Here is a 22443-nt window from a genome sequence, read left to right on the forward strand (position 1 = left end):
ACAGTTTTTGGTACAGTGTCAGTTTTTTTTATGTATTTATAATTTTAATCTTTATCGAAGTGTAATCACATTTTGACCAACTTTGTATCCATTTTGGTAAATATCAATTTTATATTCACCTTTTGGAAAATCATAATCAACCCAGTCAAAATTAACTCTTGAACCAGACATATTATTGTAATTAACTTTTACACGATCAGAATATTCTACAGAAGATCCAGAACGTAAAGTTGTTTCACCAGCATCAGCCCCTTTAAATTTTCCTATCTCGCCGCTTGGTTTATAAATAGATACATACAATTCTTTGGTTTCTGAAGTCGCATTCAAGTTTTTATCCAAATCAAAGGATACTCTAACCTTATCAATTCTTCTTGCTCGCGTTGTTTCCACTTCTTTTCCGCTTGATTTTACTCGCAAACCTTTAATCGTATAATTTGAAATCGATAAAGTAGAATTTGTTTCTTTGATTAAATTCTGATGATTTTCTTTTTCAGTACTCAAATTTGATTCAACAGTTTTTTTCTGCTCATTCAAATGAGAATTTTCCGAAGTTAACTCTGTATTCTTGTTTGTCAGCTTTTTATTTTCGTCTTTCAAGCGAACAATTTCTTCTTTATAAACTTTAATATCTGCTTGTAAAGAGGTTATCAAACGTTTAGCACGTTGCAATTCTCCACTTGTAATTCCTTCTTTATTTAAGATTGATTGAATCTCTTTTTGTTTCTCCAAAATCAATCGATCTTGATAACTTAAAGAAGAATCTTTTTTTACAACACGAGTTTTAGCATCATCAAAATCTGATCTAATTATACGTAATTCTTGTTTCAGAATTTCTCTAGATCGTTCCAAATCATTGATATCACTTTGCATTTCTATCGAAGATTTTGCATTTGCTTCTTTAGAATATACAATATACCCAATAGCTAATAACAAGGATACTGCTAAAACAGCAATAATAATATTCTTTACGAATTCATTTTTATGTTTAGGGTTTGTAGAGGGCTCGAGATCTTTGTATTCAGTCATTTTAATTATTTCGAGGAAAAATTATTGAATCAAAAATTAAACCAATTTTATAATAATCAATAACTAATGTTAAATTTAACATTTATAAATTGTAATAAAACTTGATAAATAAAGACTTTTTAATCGTTTGTCTCTTTTTTAATATCTTCAGAAGCTTCGTCTAATTTATTTTCGGCTTTTGTTTTTAACTCATCAGCTTTTTCTTCCAATTCTGTTTTTTCTTCTTTAAAAGTTTCTTTCAAATCCGAAACTTTCTCTTTCACAAAAGCACTTGTTTCTTTCATTTGCTTTTCCGCAATATCTTTTACTTCGTTATAATCTTGCTTCGATCTTTCTTTAAAATCTCTAGCGGCTTCTTTCGATTGTTCTTTCAGATCACCAGAAGCATCTTTTATATTATTGATTGTTTTACGCGCAAAATCCGATGCATCATCTGCAATCAATGTTCCTGCTTTTTTCACAGTTGCCGAAACATCGTCAAATTTATCTCCCGCAACATCAATCGCGGTTTCCGTTTTTCCTAAAATTCTTTTCAAAAAAGTTCTAAGTCCCATAATAATTTATTTTGTTGATTATTTTCAGTTTAAATTTACAGCTTCATTCGTAATTTTAGAATGAATTAATTTAATTTTTTATTTAAAAATATGAATTTCAGCTATTTTAAACGATATTATTTCAGAATTTTAATGTTCAGTTTACTGACTATTTTTAGTTGTAATCCGAAGAAAAATCAATCCAAAACACATCAAAATACTTCATCCGAAGAAATATCCTTCAAATATTCGACCAAAAACAAAAATTTTGTCAGCGCGCATCGTGGAGGAAGTGGAATACATGGTTTTCCCGAAAATTGTGTCGAAACTTTTGAACATCTTTATCAAAAAGGAATACAAATTTTTGAGATTGATGTTGCCGAAACAAAGGATAATCAACTTATTTTAATGCACGATAATTCGTTGCAACGAACAAGCACAGGGCGACAAGATGTCAATCAAGTTGACTTAAAAACCATTAAGGAATACTTTTTGGTAGATGATTTTGGACAACAAACGTCATACAAAATTCCGACTTTTGCAGAAGCGCTAAATTGGGGGAAAAGTAAACCGATTTATTTTATGGTTGACATCAAAAAAGGTGTTGATTATCGTGATATTGTGAAGACAATAGAACATGTAAACATGCAAAAACAGGTTGTTTTGGTGACGTATACAGTTGGTCAAGCGAAAAAGTTGCATCAACTTGCGCCAGATATGCTATTGTCTGTTTCGATGCGAAACGAACGCGAATTTAATGAAATGATGAACAGCGGAATTCCGACTGACAAAATGGTTGCCTTTACAGGAACTCGACGCAATGACAAATCATTTTTAAACAAAATTCATGACAAGGATATTTTGGTCATTTTTGGGACGTTAGGAAACTTAGACAAAAGTGTTTCGGCGAGAAATGGACAACTTTACCGCGATTTAGAAAAAGATGGTGTCGACATTTTTGCAACAGACAGAGCAATGGATGTACATCAAACGATTAATAAAAATTAAATGGAAACAATATCACTTAAGGATTCAAATTATTTTTCAAAATTGATGCTAAATTATATCAATCAAGACGAGGATTTGAAAAACTTCTACAACCTATTTCCAACCAAAGAAAACTATATAAAACAAGCGAAAAATAAGCTTGGACATTATAAAAATAGAGCAATTCTTGTTGAACAAATTTCGAAACAATTAGGTCATTTAGATTTATCGGAAAAGCAACAAAATAATCTACAAAAATTAAGAGAAAAGAATACAGTAACAATTACGACTGGACATCAATTAAATTTATTTACAGGTCCAATTTTCTTTTTTTATAAAATTTTGCAAGTTATCAAAGCATGCGAAGAATTGAATAATGAACAAAGTGAAATCAATTTTGTTCCGATGTTTTGGATGGCGACAGAAGATCACGATTTCGAAGAAATTAATCATTTCAAATTTGGAGATCGAATTATTCATTGGGAAAAAGAATTTGGTGGACCAGTTGGTCGTTTATCAACAAACGGTTTACAAAAAGTTTTTGATTCATTTTTGTCATTAATTCCAAATGGAAAAAAGAAAACTGAATTGCAAAATTTGATTGAAGCATCTTATTTATCGAATGATAATTTGACAGACGCAACACGAAAATTGGTTCATTTATTATTCAAAGATCTTGGATTGTTGATGATTGATGGAGATGATAAAGAATTGAAAAAATTGATGATTCCAACTTTTGAAGAAGAATTAATTCAGTCAATATCGTTCAAAAAAGTAATACCTCAAAATGAGAAATTAGAACAATTGGGGTATTCTATTCAAGTGAATCCTCGTGAGATAAATTTGTTTTATATCAATCAAAATAATTCGCGCGAACGTATTGTTGAACAAAATGGAACGTATTTTGTCAATAACACTTCAATCAAATTTTCGAAAGAAGAAATTATTGCCGATTTACATCAAAATCCAGATAAATTTAGCCCAAATGTGATTTTGAGACCATTGTACCAAGAAACAATTTTACCAAATGTTGCCTATGTTGGCGGCGGTGGCGAAATGGCTTATTGGTTACAACTGAAAGAAATGTTCAATCAATTTGAAGTTGATTTTCCACTTTTAGTTTTGAGAAATTCATTGTTAATCCGAACTGAAAAACAATACGAAAAACAACAAAAATTAGATCTATCAAACGAAGATTTATTTTCGAATAGTTTAGCAATCACAAAAAAACGTTCGATAAATTCATCAGAAATTGCTCCAAAACTTCCTGAATTGGAAGAAGAATTAAAAAGCATTTTTGAACGTTTGGAACATTTGAGTTCGTTAACAGAATCTTCTTTTGCCGATATGATACAAGCGCAGCGTACAAAACAATTGAAAGGTTTTGAGAAAATAAAACAACGTTTGGTGCATGCAGAAGTGAAAAAAAATGAAGATTTATTGAAGAGAATCGAGCAATTATTAAATGATCTTTCTCAACAAAATGGTTTGCAAGAACGTGTGAAAAATTTTGCTGATTTTGATTACATTAATATTCAGTATTTCATTGATTTTATTGAAGATAGTCTTCGACCTTTTGAATTTGAGTTCATCATAAATACATTGAAAGAGGAACTCTAAACAAAACATAATTTGTATATTTGACCACGAAAATTCATCTAAATGAAAAAAATATTAGCTTTATTGTTATTTGTTGGTGCATCAGCACTTTATGCTCAACAAAAAACGCATACAGTTCAAGCAAAAGAAACCGTTTACGGAATTTCGAAGCAATATGGTGTTTCGCAAGAAGAATTGTATAAAGCCAATCCTAAAATTGAAAAAAATGGGATTCATCCAGGTGATTTGATTGTGATTCCAGGTAAAGGAACTACGACAACCAAACCAACTGAAACCAATACACAAACGACTACGTCAAACGTAAAAATTTCGGACGATAATTATCAATATATTACAATTGAGCCGAAAGAAACGGTTTACAATTTGACAAAAAAATATAAAATTTCGGAAGAAACATTGAACTCATTAAACCCTCAAATCAAAGAAAGAGGTTTAGAAATTGGTGACGTAATCAAGCTTCCAAAAGATGTGACAAATAAAGTTTTTTCTGTTCCAAAAGGAACGCATTTAATCAAAAAAGGAGAAACTTTATACACTTTAGCAAAACAGTATAATGTAAGTGTTGACGATTTATATGCAGAAAATCCAGCTTTACAAACAGGTGTAAAAGAAGGAATGGTGATAACGATTCCTAAAAAATCTGGTTCTGTTGTAATCGAAGAAAACACGATCAACTATGTTGTTCAGAATGGAGATTCGGCTTACGGAATTTTAGAAAAATACAACACGAATTTAGATGAGTTATTGCGTTTAAATCCTGATTTAATCAATGGTTTAAAAGCTGGAATGACACTTAAAATTCCATTGCAAAAAAATGCTAAAATCATCAAATACGGAACTGCAGGAAAGTTGAAACGTGCTAATGACAATGAAATTAATGTTGCTATTATGCTACCTTTTGATGTTGCAAATAATCCGCAATTAAAAAATTCGCAAGCAATGCAATTTTTTACTGGAGCTAAATTAGCGTTGACTCATTTGGCGAAAAAAGGTAAAAATGTAAATGTGAAAGTGATCGATACGAAAAACGGAAACTTGCAAGATATTTTATCAACAACAGATTTTAGTAAAACGGATGCTGTTATCGGCCCGTTGAACACGTCTGATATTACAGAAGTTGCCAACTTCTTCAGTAATTCTGGTATCGCTGTGATTTCGCCTTATGCAAATGACGATTCGTTAAATTCTTTCAATGATTTATTGATTTCTAATCCAAAAGATGAAGTAATTGCAGATCAAATCATCGAAGAAATTGGGAAAAACTTTGCTGGAGAACAAGTTTATTTATTAACAAATCGTGACGATCAAGAGTTAGCAAGTTATACGAAAAAACAATTAGAAAAACAGTTGAAAGCAAATGTTGTCATTGTAGATAGTGTTGCAAAAATTGTTCAACCACACGATAAAGTTAACGGTGAAGATTATTATACGCCAATTATTACGGTTTTAGTTGGTGATGATGATAATTTGGGAAAACAATATTTAGAAAAATTAAAAACATTTAACAAAGACAATATCAAAGCTTACGGAATAAAATCGGTTTCGGTTTATGATGTTTATAACGCAGATAATGCAAAAAATATCGATGCATTCCGCGAATTTGGTTTTGTGTTTAGTACTGCGCGTTTAATCAATACAAGAGATACGGAAGTGCAAAGTGTGATCAAAGATTTCAAAGAAGTTTATTGTGAATTTCCGACGCGTTACGAGCAATTAGGTTACGATGTAACGTATGATATTGTGGACAGAATGAATAATAAAGGTGATGTTACCAACAATATTACGACAGAAAACACACGTTTGGCGTCAAAATTTGCTTACAAAAAAATAAGCGGAAGTAAAGCTTATACGAACGATGCGAGCCGAATTGTACGTTTACCTAAAAAATAATTTTATCAAAAATTATATACCAAAAAGCGATGCTAAATTTTAGTATCGCTTTTTTCTTTTTATCAACATTTAGAATTAAAACCTTGAATTGAACGGATTTTTTCTAAATTTGACTATGCACAAACTTAAAGACAATTTACTCGTAAAAGTTATTCTAGCCATTGTACTCGGAATTGTACTCGGTGGAATTATCCCAGAAGCTGTTGGTCGTATTTTTATGACTTTCAATGATTTTTTTAGCGAATTACTTAACTTTTTAATCCCATTAATCATTGTTGGATTAATCGTTCCATCAATTGGAAGATTAGGACAAACAGCCGGAAAATTATTATTAGCAACCGTTTTAATTGCTTACGGATCAACCATTTTTTCAGGATTACTAGGCTACTCAGCGAGTATGTCTATTTTTCCACAATTATTAGAACATCAAACTGGGCAAATTAATTTAGCAGAAAAAGCCAAAGAATTTACACCATACTTTTCGATAGAGTTTCCTCCGTTATTTGATGTAATGCCAGCTTTGGTATTTTCATTTCTTTTCGGAATTGGATTATCACGATTAAAAGATTCGACTTTTGGAAAATTTGCAGATGATTTCGAAGAAATTATTACGTATTTAATTCAAAATTTAATCATTCCATTATTACCAATTTTCATTTTCGGAATCTTCTTGAACATGTCATATTCAGGACAAGTTGTAACAATTATGAACGTATTCCTTAAAATAATTGGTGTAATTTTCGTGCTTCATGTTTTCTTATTAGTGCTTCAATTTACAATTGCTGGAATTATTACAAAAAAAAATCCATTTACCATGATGAAATTGATGTTACCAGCTTATTTCACAGCATTAGGAACACAATCTTCTGCTGCAACAATACCTATAACAATTGCGCAAGTAAAGAAAATTGGTGTTCGTGACGAAATTGCTAATTTCGCTGTGCCGTTGTGTGCGACAATTCATTTATCTGGTTCGATGTTAAAAATCGTTTGTTGTTGTTTAGCATTGATGTTAATCCAAGGAATGGAAATTGATTTTGTTCAATTTTTAGGATTTATCATGATGCTTGGAATTGCAATGGTTGCAGCTCCTGGAATTCCTGGTGGAGCGATTATGGCAGCAATTGGTATTATTGCTTCTATGTTAGGATTTAATGCAGAAAATCAAGCTTTGATGATTGCACTTTATATCGCAATGGATAGTTTTGGAACAGCAGGAAATGTAACTGGAGACGGTGCAATTGCTGTAACGTTGAATAAATTATTCAAGAAAGAAGTTCAATAAAAAATAAAATATTAATTCAAAAAAAAAGAGTTCCAAAAAATATTGGAACTCTTTTTCGTTTTAAGAATATTTAAATAAATGAAGAATACATTTTATTAATTAGAAACCAACTCCTCCTGATTGCTCAGATTTGTTTTGTTGAGCTTCTGCACGATTTCGTACTTTTCCACCGAAATTATACGTAAATCCGATGTTCATTGTATGTGCTTCCCAACGGAATTTTCCTGTTGCTCTATCTGGATTATACATTTCTAAACGTCCATAAAATGTTCTGAAAATATCACTTACACGTGCACTCAAACTTGCTTTTCCTCCCATAAATGTGTAACGCGCTCCTAAATCCATACGCCACATATCGCGCATTTCTCCTTGGATAAATTTGTATTTCCCTTGATACATAAAGAAATGTTGTAAACTGATAGCTTTCGAAACTTTGAATGTATTATTCATACGAGCTGTTAAACGATTTGCATCAATCTCGACAAAGTATGGAACTTTAACCCCATTTTCTTCTTTCTCTTGTTGAACAACCATTGTGTTATGTGTATAATCTCCACTGATATTAGATGACCACCATTTTGTTGGCACAAGATTAAATGCTAATTCAAAACCATATGCATCTACTTTATCATAGTTTAGATAATTCTGAATATATGCTCCATAAACTTCTTCGTTTCGTAAAACATTTCTAAAAATATTGTCTTTAATATGTCTGTAAAACACATTCGCAGAAATAGAATTTTTACCAATTCGTTGTAAATATCCAACTTCGAAATTATCTGTATATTCTGGTCTTAATGCTGGATTTCCGATACTTGACATCATTGGTGTCGACCATTCTGGCACTGGAGATAATTGCCCAATTCCTGGGCGATCAATTCTACGGCTATAATTTAATGACACTTGTCCTTTTTCGGTAACATCATATGTTAAGAAAGCTGATGGAAAGAAATCTAATTTATCTTGTTCAATTTTTCCTTCTTCATTTACATTAACAACGAAATCTCCTTTGTCTCTAAACTGTTCTGCACGTAAGCCTAACTGCATTCCAAATTTCCCAAATTTTTGACCATAATTTACATATGCAGAAAAGAAATCTCGTGTAAAATTAAAATCTGTACTTGGATTGTATGTTTCACCTTTTACAATTATTCTTCGGTCTGTTAATAAAATATTATCGTTATCTTCTCTTCTAAATTGTAATCCAGCCTCTATTTTTCCACCATCTTTGATTTGATTCGTATAATCTAAATTAACACGAATGTTATTTGTTCTATCATCACGATCTTCATAATATTTTACTTCATCTGGATAAAAATTATGCATGTTTCGTAAATCTACACTTTTAGCTCTAGAGAAAAATGCGTCCAAAACAATGTTGTGATCTGCTTTATCAAAATCACGTTTGAAATTCAAACTATAATCTTGACTTCTCCAATCTCCATCAAAATTCGAATTATTGGGATAAAACTCTTGTGTTTTGGTATTCACCATATCCGATCCAATTAATCCATTTCCTTTTCCAAACCATTGATTTGTATAAATCGTCAAAGCTGTTTTGTCGTTGATGAACCAATCGAAACCAATTTTACCTGCTTGGCTTTCGTCATTGTTTAAAATATCAATTGCACTTTTGAAATTTGTGTCAAAATTATTTAAAGAGCCATGAAATTCACTTGGACGTTTATTGTAACTATAATTTCCGAAAAAATTGAAAGAACCTGTATTTACATTTGCTGTTAACGAATTATTGAAACGACTTTTCTTCCCTTGCTCATAACCTGTACTCAATGCAACATTGTATCCTTTTTTCTTTCCTTTTACCATCACTATATTGATGATTCCAGATTTTCCGTCCGCCTCATATTTTGCAGAAGGATTAGTAATAATTTCTACACGCTGAATTTGATTCGAAGGAATTTGCTTCAATACTTGCGATGCTGATAAAGATGAAGGCTTTCCATCAATATAAATTTTCACATTTTCATTTCCACGTAACGATAATTCTCCTGTTTGTTGATCAACATTTACAGACGGAATGTTATTCAAAACCGCAGCAGCATCCGCTCCAGAAGAAATTAAATCATTTCCTACTTCTACAACACGTTTGTCTATTTCGTTACGATATTGAGAAACTTCTGCACGAACGAAAGCACCTTTCAATTCTACAGTTTCAGTTTTAGCAGTTTCTAAAATGATGTTACCTAAATTTAACTCACCTCCTTTTACTTCTGCAGTTGTTACAGATTGTTGATAACCAAATTCTGTAATCACCAAACGATAACTTCCGTCTTCTAAATCTGGAATCTCGAATGTTCCGTCTGCGTTCGCATACACTTCATCGAATAATTCTTTTGAATCTGCTTTATAAATCTGAATCGCAGCCATACCAACCGCTTCATTTTTTGCATTTTCAATCTTTCCTTTCACAGGATGTTGTTCCTGCGAGAATCCGTAAATAGAGCAAACGGAGAAAAGAATAGCTAAAGTAAATTTGTTTAATTTCATAGTTAATATTTTTTAACAGTACTATGTTTTACATAATACATAATAAGAGTTGTCCGTACTTTTTCCTAATTAGACGTTTTAAAAAATGTTTTGTTACAAAATTTTTAAACTTTTTTTTAAATTTTAAAGTACTATGTTTTACATAATAGGTAAACCCAATTGTTGGATGATTTTATTAATAAGACGCAACAACTTCAAAAATGTTACAAGAATTTTTAATTTTTTTTTAAAATTTTTTTCCTCGGCTGAAAAACTTACATTTATCATTCAATTAATATTAATCAAAAAATTGCTAAAACATTGAGTTCAATTGTCATATTAGGTGCAGGAAATGTTGCGTTTCACTTAACTCGTGCATTAATCGAAAACACTTGCAATGTTCGACAAATTTTCAATAGAACATTAGAACATGCTAGAGAAATCGGAGAAGCAAATAGAATTTCGTATACTGATAAAATTTCTGAAATAGAAAAAGCAGACATTTATATTATTGCAAGTGCCGATTCTGGAATCGAAGAATTCTCTCATTATATTCCGTATGATGATGTTTTGGTTGTTCATACTTCTGGATCGTCTCCTATGTCTGTTCTGAAAGGCGATTACCGAAAAGGCGTTTTTTATCCATTGCAAACTTTTTCGAAAGAAAGAACAATGCGTTATGATAATATTCCATTTTTCATCGAAGCAGAAAATCCTGAAGATTTGAAAAAATTGAATGAATTAGGAAATCGTATTTCAAACGAAGTTCACAAACTAAATTTTGCAAGTAGAATGCAAGTTCATATGACAGGTGTTTGGGCAAATAATTTTGTCAATCATTTATATTATATCGCTGGAAATATTTGTGAACAAAACAATGTTCCGTTCGATGTTTTGTTGCCTCTTATACAAGAAACAGCAAATAAAGTGATCGAAATGAGTCCTAAAGATGCGCAAACTGGTCCAGCAAAACGTGGAGATCAAGTCATTATTGATCGTCATTTAGAGGCCTTACAAGATGATTCGAGATTATTACAGATTTACCAAATATTGACAGATTCAATCAAACGAGTTTACGAAAAATGATAAGTTATAAAGAAAAACTAAATAACATTAAAACCGTTATTTTAGATGTAGATGGAGTTTTGACAGATGGAAATTTAATTTTATTACCAACTGGCGAAATGGTGAGAACAATGAATACGCGTGATGGTTATGCGATGCAATTAGCCATCAAACAAGGAATTCGTATTGCGGTGATTACAGGCGGAAGAGATGAAGCTGTTGTAAATCGTTTAAAATATTTAGGCTTAACTGATATTTATGTAAACAAACGTGATAAAGTAGAAGCTTTCGAAGATTTACTTTTTTCTTATGGATTAGATCCTGATGAAATTGCTTATATGGGCGATGATTATCCAGATTTAGCTGTGATGAATTTAGTTGGATTATCAGCTTGTCCTAACGATGCTTGTATGGATGTACGCAAAGCTTCAGAATATATTTCGCCAGAAAATGGAGGGAAAGGTTGCGTTCGCGATTTATTAGAACAAATTTTGAAAGTTCAAAACAAGTGGTATAATGCAGAAGAAATTGCTTCTGTATAAAAGAATTTGAAATGTTATTAACAGAAAAACTAAAAGATACCAATATCATTTTGGCATCACAATCGCCAAGAAGAAAAGAACTTTTAGCTGGATTAGGATTGCAATTTTCGACAATTTCATTGGATATTGACGAAACATTTGATCGCAACGAATTCAAGAAAGAACAAATCACCGAATATCTTTCCGCTAAAAAAGCAAAAGCTTATACAGATATTCAACCAAATGATTTGATTATTACGTCGGATACAACTGTTTGGGTGGATGATGATTCGTTAGAAAAAGCTTCGAATAGAGAAGAAGCGTACGAAATGATTAAAAAATTAAGCGGAAAAACACATTCTGTTTATACATCAGTTACAATTCGTTCTTTAGAAAAAGAAGTTACTTTTTCAGACGAAACGCAAGTTACTTTCGCAGATTTAACAGATGAAGAAATTTATTTCTACATTGATAATTACAAACCTTTCGATAAAGCGGGCGCTTATGGAGTTCAGGAATGGATTGGTTACATTGGTGTGGAGAATATGAATGGAAGTTATTTCAATGTAATGGGACTTCCAACGCACAAACTATATAAAGAATTAGTAAAATTCTAAACATATAATCCAGCTCCGGCTGGATTTTTTTATTCTACAATTATCGTATTTTTGTTTTTCTAAAAAATCAATTTTATGAAGGTCGGTTTATATTTTGGATCATTCAATCCTATTCATGTCGGACATTTAATTATTGCCAATCATTTTCAACAATTCACCGATTTAGATCAGGTTTGGTTTGTGGTTTCGCCTCAAAATCCATTGAAGAAAAAAAGTTCTTTAGCAAATGAATATGATCGATTAGAAATGGTAGAATTAGCGATTAAAGATTATCCTAATCTTCGTGCTTCTAACATCGAATTTACGTTACCGAAACCTTCTTACACGATTGATACCTTAATTCATCTGAACGAAAAATTTCCTGAGCATGACTTTGCGTTGATTATGGGTTCTGATAATTTGGATGGAATTTCGAAATGGAAAAACGCTGAGATTTTAATGCGCGATTATCAATTGTATGTTTATCCGCGTCCTGGTTATTCGCAAAAAGAAAATTTGGATAATGTAGAAATGGTTGAAGCGCCTTTGATGGAAATTTCTTCTACATTTATTCGAAATGCAATAAAAGATGAAAAAAATATAAAACCTATGTTACCTCCAAAAGTTTGGGAATATTTGGATGGAAGTAATTTGTATGGATGATTTTAATTTGGAAATTTGAAGATTATGATTTGGATTAATTTTAGTAATTTGGTATAAAACTATATGTCTAAATTCATTTCGATTTTATTACTCATATTTTTATCATCTTGTCAAACTCAAGATAAATTATATTATAATTTTTATAAACTCAATACAAATTCATTTGAAAAAAACGCATCAAGTAAATATCAAAATATAATTTATATTCGTTCATTTTATAATAATGTAGTTAAAAAAAAGGTAAATGGATTTAAAAGTCTTACCTATAATTATTCAACAAAAGAAAAAACATACATTAAAACAGAAAAATATAATCGAAAAAAATTTGAAACTTCTAATATTGAATTAACAAATTTCAAAGAATTTGACTTCATATTAGAAAATTATTTAAATGGGAATATTGAATATTTGCAATCTTTACAAGATTCTTTTATTAGTGCTGAGATGGGATCTTACTTCTATATTTTTGATTTTGGAAATAAAAAAGTCTTCAAAATAAATGCAATAATTTTTGACTCCAACAATAATTTAATTCAACACCATGACAAAACAAGCTACTATAAATAATTTAGAAGAATTAGTTCATTTATTTGATGCGTATCGTCAATTTTATGATAAGGAATCTGATGTAAAAGCAGCGGAAAAATTTCTAGAAGCAAGAATTGTAAATGACGAATCGGTTATCTTTTTAGCCTATAATAAAGACGAAAAAGCAGTTGGTTTCGTACAATTATTTCCTTCATTTTCATCTACTCGAATGAAACGTTTCTGGATTTTGAATGATTTATTTGTTTCACCAGAATTTCGCGGACAAGGTTTTTCAAGAGAATTGATAGAAGAAGCAAAAAATCTGTGTCGCAAAACAGATGCTTGTGCAATGTTGTTAGAAACAAGTGTTACGAATGATATTGGAAATTCATTATATCCAAGTGCTGGATTTCAATTGCGTGATGATGCAAATTTTTATGAATGGGAAGTTTAACCAAATTGACGTTTCAATTCGTAGATAATATCTTCTAAACCATTTAATTTTATTTCATAAACAGTTGATAAAAGAATTCCTAATTTCCCTTTCGGAAAACCACCTTTACCAACAAACCATTCCAAATAAGAAACAGGTAAATCGCACAACAATCGCCCTTCGTATTTACCGAAAGGCATTTTAGTTGTGACAATTTCTTTTAATATTTCGGGACGAAATCCTTCCATTATTTTGTTACAGTTCCTTTGTACGTTGACATTCCATCTTTAAAATTCTTCGCATTTTTGAAACCTTTTTCTTGCATTTTTTCTGTTGCTAATTTTGCTCTAACACCAGATTTGCAATAAATGAAATAATTCTTTTTTATATCTAATTTCTGAATTTCTTCTTCGAAATTTGGATTTTTCACATCTATATTTACCGCTCCAGGAACATGACCTTCAGCAAACTCTTCAGGTGTACGAACGTCTAACAAAACATTCTTTTTACTCTTGAAATTAATTTCATTTACATTGTCTAATGTCGAAGTTATTTCTTCTATTTTCGCTTCTTTTCCTTCTGAGCTTGACGAATTGCTTGCACAAGAACCTAAAAAAAGTGTTCCTGCAATCATTGCAACTCCTAAAATTTTATTTACCATTATATTGATTCATTGTATTACCTAATCCTTGAAAAATAAACGACAAAACTGCATCAGCAGCCAAATTCAATCGTTCATTCATTTTTTCATTTTCTTCTGCCGACCAATCACCTAACACATAATCCACTTGTTTTCCTTCCGAAAATTCGTTTCCTACACCAAAGCGTAATCGCGCATAATTTTGTCCGCCAACTTTATTTTGAATATCCTTCAAACCATTGTGTCCACCATCGCTACCTTTTCCACGCATACGAATTGTTCCGAAAGGCAAGTTCAAATCATCTGTAATGACAAAAATATTTTCTAACGAAATATTTTCTTTTTTCATCCAAAAACGAACCGCATCTCCACTCAAATTCATGTATGTATTTGGTTTTAACAACGTAACTGGACGCGCTTTATATTTAAACTGTGCTACTTCACCAAAATTTGATGGTGAAAATTTAGCATCAACTTTTTTAGCAACTTCTTCAACAACCTTGAAACCAATATTATGACGAGTATTTTCGTATTGAGCACCAATATTACCAAGCCCAATAATCAGATATTTTTGCATGAAACAAAATTACATCTTTTTGCAATGATTAGAAATAAATATTTACCTTTGCTTTAAAGTCTACTGAATTGGTATAGATTTTGTAAATACATGAAATCGATAAAAAATTATCATGAGAAAAATAATTAGCGTTTTAATATTATTTGTTGGAATTAATGCATTTTCGCAAAACATTCCGTCAGTAATGAAAACTGAATTTCCTGCAACAGCTTTGCAAGATAGCGTAGTTGATTTAGAAGGAAATTCGGCGACCATCGAAAAAGTTTTTTCGAACTATAAAGGAAAAATTGTCTTGTTGGATTTATGGGCAACTTGGTGTGGAGATTGTATCAAAAACATGCCAGCTTTGAAATCTTTGCACGAAAAAAATCCTGACGTAACCTTTGTTTACCTTTCAATGGACAAGAATGAGGAAGCTTGGAAAAATGGTATTAAAAAATATCAGATTGAAGGTCAACACTTTTACTTAGGAAACAACTGGAAAGGCAATTTTGGCACAGGGATTGATTTAAATTGGATACCAAGATATTTGGTTCTTGATCAAAATGGAAAAATTGCAGATTATTACAGCGTAAAAGCTGATGATCCTAAAGTTCAAGAAACAATTGATCGTTTAAGAAATAAGAAATAAATAGTTTATAGTTTACCAACCAAATGGTGATTGAAATTAAAAAATCAATCACCATTTTCTTTTATTAATCATTAGAAATCAATATCTTTCATAGAATAAAAATAAATATTCTATAATTTTTTATAGATCATTTTTTGTATCAAACTTTTAGTTATTATTGCATTGATTTTAATACCCTTTTTATTTATATGAAAATATGCTTCGTAATGTATCCTTGGGACAAGGTTGAACCAGGAAAAGACACCACTATGCGAATTATTAAAGAATGCGTAGATCGTGGATTTGAAGTATCCTATTTAACAAAAAAAGATATCTCTATTGCCAAAGGCAAAGTTGTAGGAAACTGCAAAAAGATGATAACTACAGAAACAAATGATTGTGTTGAGTTTTATCACACCATGAAATTTGAAAGTAGTATAAAAGATTTGACCGAATTTGATATAATTTTTATGAGAGCCGACCCACCAATTGATCCGCTTTTGTTGAATATGTTAGAATTAATCGAAGATAAAGTTTTCTTCGTCAATAAAATTTCGGGATTACGTAAAGCAAATAATAAAATATACGCCGCATCTTTTGATGATGGTCAAGAAACAATTGTTCCTCAAACACTTATTACAAAAGATATTGATTTGATAAAATCGTTTGTAGAAGAAAATAATTTCGAGAAATTTATCATCAAACCTTTAGACGGAATGGGTGGTAAAGGTGTTATACTTTTCGAACGAAAAAATATTGGTAACTTAAGCTCGATTTGCGATTTTTATATCAATCATACCGGATATTCTCAGCCTATTATTTGTCAAAATTATATAGAAGGTGCAGAAAAAGGTGATGTTCGCGCTATTGTGATTAATGGTGAACCGATTGGTGCAATTATGCGTGTTCCTGCAGAAGGTGACCACCGTTCTAATATTTCGGCTGGTGGTTCTGCGATTAGACACGAAATGAGTGAACATGAGTTAGATTTATGCCGTAAAATAGGAAAACAATTAAATGAAGATGGAATTTATTTTTGCGGAATTGATTTGATTAACGGAAAAATGGTTGAGCTAAATGTCGTAAGTCCTGGAGGAATTGTTCCTCACAATAATGTAAACAATAACAACGAAATTCAGAAACAAATCGTATCGATGTTATTGGAGAAATATAAAGAATTTAAAGCATGAAATCCATAAGTATACAGCAAATTTTAGATAATATTGAGAACGAAATTGTATTTGAAGCTTATGCAGAAGACGAATCATTCAAAATAAAAATTGACGAATACATTCCTTACGTTTGTGCAGCTATTCACGATGGTGGACAAATGCGTGACGATATTCGCGAAAAATGTTTATTGAGTAATTATGAGCGTTGGTATGAAGAAGATCCACATACTGCTGAGTTTGTTGAGACTTTTCCAATCTTAATTCAAGGTTGCGATTCTCGATTTGAATACGATTTGAACCGTGGTCCAGAAACTGCTGTGTACGAAGAAGCTTGGGGAAAACAGGTTTGGAAAGAACCTTTGTCGGTTTCTCAAAAACAAAAAAGTATTGCAAAACATCACGCCTTTTATGAAGTTTTAGAAGCTTTAATCAACAAGCTTGAAACTAAATTTAAGTCATGTTTGGTTTATGATATTCATTCGTACAATTGGAAACGTTGGGATCGTCCGGTTCCTGTCTTCAACATTGGTGCGGAGCGAATTGACAACGAACGTTACGGAAACTATGTAGAAAGTTGGCGCGATGAATTGGCGAATATTGAGTTAGAAAATATTCACAATTATTCAGCGATTAACGATGTATTTTATGGACGCGGTTATTTGTTAGAATTTGTTACAAATCGATTCAAAAATACGTTGGTTTTAGCGACAGAAGTTTCAAAAATTTATTGTGATGAATTAACAGGAGAATCTTTTCCAGAAATTATTAACCAAATTAAAGAAGGTTTTAAATCAGCGATTCTTAACCACGCTTATGAGTTTGTAAAAACGGAAACAACGTACAAAGTAGGTTCTAAGCAAGTAAATATTTTGCACAATGAATTAGAATCTGACTTGGTTAAAATTGATAAACAATTGTGCCAATTGGTTCAGAATTTTGAATTGTTAAGTGTTATCAATCCGATCAATTTAGAATTTGAAAAGAAGAAATTTTTAGCTTCAAAATATACATACGAACCACAATTTAAATACAATCCGCTTAACATTGATCCATTCGAATTTAAACGAAAATTATCGAATATTAAAGTCGAAAAAATCAATGATATTAGTATTCAAAATATGTATGTTAACACGATTAACGCTTATTTTGATAAGGTCGATTTATTAGCCAATCTTGGTACGGATAAATTTTTATACAATTCGTTGCGTTACTTTGGCGAACCATCCAAAAAAGATATCGAAAACGCGAACTTTATCCTTTATTGTCCTGAATTTAGAATGGATAAACAAGGAAATTATACAGAGGAAGAAGTGGTTAATCTTTTTAGAAATGCTACGAATGATTATGGTTTCAAATTTGACATCGAAGTTTCGGATGATATCGCATCAAAAGCACTTGTAATCAATAGCAAGAGAAAAGTTGTGATTAAACGTGGCGTTAAGTTTGACAAACGTTTTACAAATGGTTTAATTGAGCACGAAATTGGAGTTCACATGGTGACAACCATGAATGCGTTGGATCAACCATTAAAAATCTTTAGTATTGGTTTACCTGTAAATACATTAACGCAAGAAGGTTTAGCGATTTTAAGTGAATATTATTCTGATTCTATTAATCATAGCCGACTAAGAGAACTTGGTTTACGCGTTATGGCAGTTCATATGTTGACAAATGGAAAATCATTCAACGAAACATTTATGACCTTGATGGAAGAATACAAAATGCAACCAGAAGATGCATTTTATCTGACAACTCGCGTTTATCGTGGTGGTGGTTTTACAAAAGATGCACTTTACTTGAAAGGTTTGAAAACAATTTTGAATTATGTCGATCAAGGACGTTCTTTGGATAATTTATTGATTGGAAAAACTTCAGTTGAATACATTGATACAATTGACGAATTAGTTGAACGTAAAATGATTAATAAACCAAAATATCATACCAAAATTTTCAAAAAACATCTTGAAAATCCAGAAATCAACCCTATTTTACAATATATTTTTAACGGAATAAAAGATTAAAAAATAAAAACCCACTCAAATTTGAGTGGGTTTTGTGATTAATTCTCTTTCTCAATTCTTTTATCAAAATAGAATAATACAATTCCTAATGCAATAATACCTAAACCAAATAAACTTTCTTTTGGTTTTTGCATCAAAACGAAATAACAGATATATAAACTAAATGCTAAAAATATAGCAGGCAAGATATAAAAGAATTTACTTTTGATAATAGTTAATTGATCTTGTTTGATAAAGAAAGCTGTACAAACTGCTAATGTTGCTAATATTTGTAAAACAAACGATGTATAGGTAAAAATCACTTCAAAATCTCCTGAAAAAATTAGCAAAATACTAATTGCTGTATGCACCCAAATTGCACGAACTGGAATTCTATTTTTGTTCTCTTTCGCCATAAAATTCCACAATTTATTTTCGCGCGCTGTGGCTTGCGTCAAACGAGAACCAATCCACAAATAACCGCTAATCGTCGCAATTAATTGTAAAGCAATAAAGCAACTCACCCATTTTACATTATTTCCAAGCAGATTACCGAACGAAATATTTGCAACATTTTCTTGTCCAGCCAAAGTTCCTGCTGATGCATGTTTCAAGAAAACATAATTTAGCAAAACATAAGAAATCGTGACAAAAATAACGCCTATAAATAGTGCTTTTGGTAAGTTTTGTTTTGGTTGCTCAATTTCTTCTACGATGTATGAAGCCGAATTCCAACCTGTATAAGCAAAAGTAACATAAACCAAAGACGTCGCAAATGCAGGAAGTAACAATTCATTTTTCCAAGTCGAATCAAAAACTACCGCATTTGGCTCAACTGCTGGAGCAAAATAAAAACCTAAAACAATTAAAACAACAATAAATACAACTTTTAGAATAGTAAAAATATTCTGAAATTTACTACTCAAATTTAGACTGAATGATTGAAAAACGGCAACAATCAAAATCATGGCTATTGCAAATTCTTTTCCTAAATCAAACCCGAAAACATTCAAGTATTTTCCCATTGCCAAAGCCGCTAAAGAAATCGGCGCTGAGAAACCAACGAATAAAGAAATCCAACTTGATAAATAACCAAAAACGGGATGAAATGTCCGAGATAAATAAATATAATCTCCTCCTGATTGTTTAAATTTTGAAGCTAATTCCGAATAAATAAATGCGCCAATCAACGCTAACAATCCTCCTATTGACCACAATAATAAGATAGAAGTTGTATTTTTTAAATCAGAAATTTGATAACCCAAACTGGTAAAAACACCTGTTCCGATCATATTCGAAATCACTAAAGCTGCTGCGGTTTTCCAACCAATTTTTGAATGTGCCATACACAAAAAAGTGCCAATTGAATGTTTGAATTTACATTAAAATTGACACTTTGAATATTTTATTATTGATTAAAATTTAAAACTTGCACGTGCAAAATAATACGCTCCTGTCATCCCCATTTGAACTGGCGCATACGGAAAAATTCCATAATAAGAATTCTCATAAACTTGCTTGTCTGGGAAAACATCAAACAAATTATTTGCACCAATTGTAAAGTTGAAATTCTTTGTAATATCATAACCAATCGAAGCATCCGTCACCGCTTTTCCCGTATGTTCTTGGATACTTCCCCAAGGATATCCATCTTTTGTCACTTTTCCGAAATACGTGTTACGCACCATAAAATTGAATCCAGAAATTGCATAATTCAATCCTAAAGTTGCTTTTGTTTTTGGACTTAATGATTCGATAATATTGACTTGATCAGGACCAAAAAATTCTTCCGTTGGAATTGTTAAAGCTGTTGGAAAATGATAACCGACAATTTTTGTTTCGTTGATATTTCCTGATAAACTTGCATTCAATTTTCCTCGACCTAAACGAGTATCATAGGAAATTACTAAATCCAAACCTTTGGTTTCTGTATCAATTGCATTCGTAAAAATACGCGCTGTCGCTACATTATATTTTTCTAAAGCAGGATCTGTGATATCAGAAGTTAAGACAATTCGGTCATCAACTTTTATAAAATATCCATCCAATGTGATAAATAATTTTGAAGTCGGACGAAATGTTAAACCTAAACTTGCATTGATTGATTTTTCTTCTTTTAATTTATCCAAACCAATTTCTTTCGACAATTCAGACTCATTTCGAATAATTCCTTTTGTTACCAAAACTTGATCACCATTATCATTCAAGAATAAATCGGTATACGAATTACTGAAATATTTTTGTTGTAAAGAAGGTGCTCTAAATCCTGTCGAAATCGCTCCACGAACCGAATATCCTTTTGCGTATTCATATCGCATCGCTAATTTTCCGTTGATTGTACTTCCAAAATCTGAGTAATTTTCAAATCGTCCAGCTAAATCAGCCGTAAAATCTCCAAATTTCAATTCTCCATCTACATAAGCCGCAACTGAGTGACGATCACCTTTTACAACATTCAATGGAGAAAACCCTACAAAAGATTCAGATCCAGAACCTGAATAAGACGCTTCATCTCCAGCTTCAATTTTATATTGTTCAAAACGATATTCTCCTCCAAACGCTAAACTAACATTTTGATTGATTCGTTTCGAAAAATCTAAATTGACTGTATTTTGTAAAAATTGATGTTTCCCAGCGTAAAAATCGGTTGGAGAATTTAAGCCTAATGATTGATTAATTGAATTTTCTAAATCATACTTGAATGAATTTAATCCAAAAGTATTGCTCAAGTCAACTTTCCATCCATCATATGAATAACGTAATCCTGTAGAATTTGAATAATCATTTACATTAGATTTTAACGTTGCTTGAAAACCATTTGGATAAATTTTTAACGCATCTTCAGACAATTCACTTGGCAATCTTCTAAAACCAAATCCATTACCTTGGCGCAACGAAACTCCTCCAAATGAATAAAAATCTAATCGATCATTAATCGCCGTTTCAGCATTTACAAAAAATTGTTGATTCTTGATTGCCGCATCTCCAATTTGAAATCTAAAATCTTTTCTCGAAAGCCCTAAAGCAGCAATTTTAGCGTCATCCACAGCTCTTGCTACATCTGGATCATCTGCAAAATCGTACGCGAAATTATCTCCAAAAATATCTAAATTATGATCTTTCGAGCGATTTGTTTTTTTACGTTCACTTACAACAGCCGAAAAAACAATCGAACCCGATTGTCCTAGTTTCGTTCCATAACTTCCGTTAAAATTGTACGTTTCTCCATCATTTCGAGAAGTCTGACCATACGTCAAAGACGCGTCACCACCTGGTTTAGATTTCAAAACAATATTTACAACTCCCGCAATTGCATCAGAACCATATTGCGCAGCCGCACCATCGCGTAAAACTTCAATTTTATCAATTGCTGAAATCGGAATTGCGCCTAAATCTGTTCCTACAGAACCATTTCCAACTGTATTTTGGTAATTCACCAACGAAGTTGTGTGACGTCGTTTTCCATTAATCAAAACCAAAACCTGATCTGGTCCCATTCCACGCAATGTCACAGGATCGATATGCTCCGTTCCATCGGCAGATGATTGACGAACAGAATTAAAAGAAGGAATAACCACATTCAAAATATCATTCACACTCAATTGAGGAGAAGACGTTTTCAATTTCTCAACATCGATAATATCGACAGGAACTGACGAATTAACCACCGTTCTTTCTGATGTACGACCACCGATTAAAATAACTTCGTTAAGATTTGTTTCCTCCTTTTCAACTTCTTGAGCAAAAAGTGTAGATGCGCAAATAAATGCGAATGAAGCAAGTAAAAATTTGTTTCTTTTCATTTTTAAT

20 protein-coding genes are annotated in these 22443 nt (G+C 31.5%); 12 read left to right on the forward strand and 8 right to left on the reverse strand.

The window, feature by feature from the left end; translation table 11 throughout:
* Positions 1-51 precede the first annotated feature (51 nt).
* Positions 52-1026 (reverse strand): hypothetical protein, encoded by a 975-nt coding sequence (locus B3578_RS08220; RefSeq protein ID WP_280035376.1) that lies wholly within the window; start codon positions 1024-1026, stop codon positions 52-54.
* Positions 1027-1145: 119 nt separating this feature from the next.
* Positions 1146-1580, reverse strand: a complete 435-nt coding sequence (locus tag B3578_RS08225) for a hypothetical protein (protein ID WP_038336372.1) — start codon at positions 1578-1580, stop codon at positions 1146-1148.
* A 132-nt stretch (positions 1581-1712) separates the two neighbouring features.
* Between B3578_RS08225 and B3578_RS08230 the strand changes: the two genes are divergently transcribed.
* The 4 genes from B3578_RS08230 (at position 1713) to B3578_RS08245 (ending at position 7341) form a co-directional block, all read left to right on the forward strand.
* On the forward strand, positions 1713-2567 hold the full coding sequence (locus B3578_RS08230) for a glycerophosphodiester phosphodiesterase family protein (RefSeq protein WP_260509597.1): 855 nt from the start codon (positions 1713-1715) through the stop codon (positions 2565-2567).
* Positions 2568-4166: a bacillithiol biosynthesis cysteine-adding enzyme BshC gene (gene bshC, locus B3578_RS08235; RefSeq protein ID WP_114998742.1), complete on the forward strand. Its 1599-nt coding sequence runs from the start codon at positions 2568-2570 to the stop codon at positions 4164-4166.
* A 42-nt stretch (positions 4167-4208) separates the two neighbouring features.
* Positions 4209-6056, forward strand: a complete 1848-nt coding sequence (locus tag B3578_RS08240) for a LysM peptidoglycan-binding domain-containing protein (protein WP_114998740.1) — start codon at positions 4209-4211, stop codon at positions 6054-6056.
* Positions 6057-6171: 115 nt separating this feature from the next.
* Entirely contained in the window at positions 6172-7341 is a 1170-nt protein-coding gene (locus B3578_RS08245) for a dicarboxylate/amino acid:cation symporter (RefSeq protein WP_291047785.1), read from the forward strand.
* 99 nt (positions 7342-7440) lie between these two features.
* Here B3578_RS08245 and B3578_RS08250 read toward each other — a convergent pair whose 3' ends face one another.
* Positions 7441-9849, reverse strand: a complete 2409-nt coding sequence (locus B3578_RS08250) for a TonB-dependent receptor (protein ID WP_280049370.1) — start codon at positions 9847-9849, stop codon at positions 7441-7443.
* Positions 9850-10149: 300 nt separating this feature from the next.
* On the opposite strand from B3578_RS08250, the gene B3578_RS08255 reads away from it, so the two are divergent.
* The 5 genes from B3578_RS08255 to B3578_RS08275 all read left to right on the forward strand — a co-directional run bounded on the left by B3578_RS08255 (position 10150) and on the right by B3578_RS08275 (position 13655).
* Positions 10150-10914 (forward strand): Rossmann-like and DUF2520 domain-containing protein, encoded by a 765-nt coding sequence (locus tag B3578_RS08255; protein WP_114998736.1) that lies wholly within the window; start codon positions 10150-10152, stop codon positions 10912-10914.
* Positions 10911-11435 carry a KdsC family phosphatase gene (locus B3578_RS08260; RefSeq protein WP_114998734.1) on the forward strand — a complete coding sequence of 175 codons (525 nt, stop codon included), beginning with the start codon at positions 10911-10913 and terminating at the stop codon, positions 11433-11435. The genes B3578_RS08255 and B3578_RS08260 overlap by 4 nt, the downstream gene beginning before the upstream one ends.
* A gap of 11 nt (positions 11436-11446) precedes the next feature.
* Positions 11447-12031, forward strand: a complete 585-nt coding sequence (locus B3578_RS08265) for a Maf family nucleotide pyrophosphatase (RefSeq protein WP_038336384.1) — start codon at positions 11447-11449, stop codon at positions 12029-12031.
* A 75-nt stretch (positions 12032-12106) separates the two neighbouring features.
* Positions 12107-12673: a nicotinate (nicotinamide) nucleotide adenylyltransferase gene (nadD, locus tag B3578_RS08270; protein ID WP_286495146.1), complete on the forward strand. Its 567-nt coding sequence runs from the start codon at positions 12107-12109 to the stop codon at positions 12671-12673.
* Between the two features lie 541 nt (positions 12674-13214).
* Positions 13215-13655: a GNAT family N-acetyltransferase gene (locus B3578_RS08275; RefSeq protein WP_286495147.1), complete on the forward strand. Its 441-nt coding sequence runs from the start codon at positions 13215-13217 to the stop codon at positions 13653-13655.
* Here B3578_RS08275 and B3578_RS08280 read toward each other — a convergent pair.
* The 3 genes from B3578_RS08280 to pth are packed head-to-tail and all read right to left on the reverse strand — an operon-like array spanning position 13652 to position 14851.
* Positions 13652-13882 carry a DUF3820 family protein gene (locus tag B3578_RS08280; RefSeq protein WP_038336390.1) on the reverse strand — a complete coding sequence of 77 codons (231 nt, stop codon included), beginning with the start codon at positions 13880-13882 and terminating at the stop codon, positions 13652-13654. The genes B3578_RS08275 and B3578_RS08280 overlap by 4 nt on opposite strands.
* Positions 13882-14295 (reverse strand): rhodanese-like domain-containing protein, encoded by a 414-nt coding sequence (locus B3578_RS08285; RefSeq protein WP_286495149.1) that lies wholly within the window; start codon positions 14293-14295, stop codon positions 13882-13884. Before B3578_RS08285 ends, B3578_RS08280 begins: the two co-directional genes overlap by 1 nt.
* Positions 14285-14851, reverse strand: coding sequence for an aminoacyl-tRNA hydrolase (pth, locus tag B3578_RS08290; RefSeq protein WP_038336392.1), 567 nt, complete (start codon positions 14849-14851; stop codon positions 14285-14287). The genes B3578_RS08285 and pth overlap by 11 nt, the downstream gene beginning before the upstream one ends.
* A 112-nt stretch (positions 14852-14963) precedes the next feature.
* Here pth and B3578_RS08295 point away from each other — a divergent pair, with 112 nt between their 5' ends.
* The 3 genes from B3578_RS08295 to B3578_RS08305 all read left to right on the forward strand — a co-directional run bounded on the left by B3578_RS08295 (position 14964) and on the right by B3578_RS08305 (position 18654).
* Complete coding sequence (locus B3578_RS08295) at positions 14964-15482, forward strand: TlpA family protein disulfide reductase (protein ID WP_286495151.1); 519 nt, start codon at positions 14964-14966, stop codon at positions 15480-15482.
* A gap of 188 nt (positions 15483-15670) precedes the next feature.
* On the forward strand, positions 15671-16651 hold the full coding sequence (gshB, locus tag B3578_RS08300; RefSeq protein WP_286495152.1) for a glutathione synthase: 981 nt from the start codon (positions 15671-15673) through the stop codon (positions 16649-16651).
* Complete coding sequence (locus B3578_RS08305) at positions 16648-18654, forward strand: flavohemoglobin expression-modulating QEGLA motif protein (protein ID WP_286495153.1); 2007 nt, start codon at positions 16648-16650, stop codon at positions 18652-18654. The genes gshB and B3578_RS08305 overlap by 4 nt, the downstream gene beginning before the upstream one ends.
* 38 nt (positions 18655-18692) lie before the next feature.
* Here B3578_RS08305 and B3578_RS08310 read toward each other — a convergent pair whose 3' ends face one another.
* Together B3578_RS08310 and B3578_RS08315 are read right to left on the reverse strand one after the other, a co-directional pair.
* Entirely contained in the window at positions 18693-19979 is a 1287-nt protein-coding gene (locus tag B3578_RS08310) for an APC family permease (protein ID WP_219033802.1), read from the reverse strand.
* Positions 19980-20048: 69 nt separating this feature from the next.
* A complete protein-coding gene (locus tag B3578_RS08315; protein ID WP_221855632.1) occupies positions 20049-22436 on the reverse strand; it encodes a TonB-dependent receptor plug domain-containing protein in 2388 nt (795 codons plus the stop codon).
* Positions 22437-22443: the final 7 nt, after the last annotated feature.

The sequence above is a fragment of the Empedobacter sp. UBA1574 genome, from assembly GCF_002322895.1.
Classification (GTDB): domain Bacteria; phylum Bacteroidota; class Bacteroidia; order Flavobacteriales; family Weeksellaceae; genus Empedobacter; species Empedobacter falsenii_B.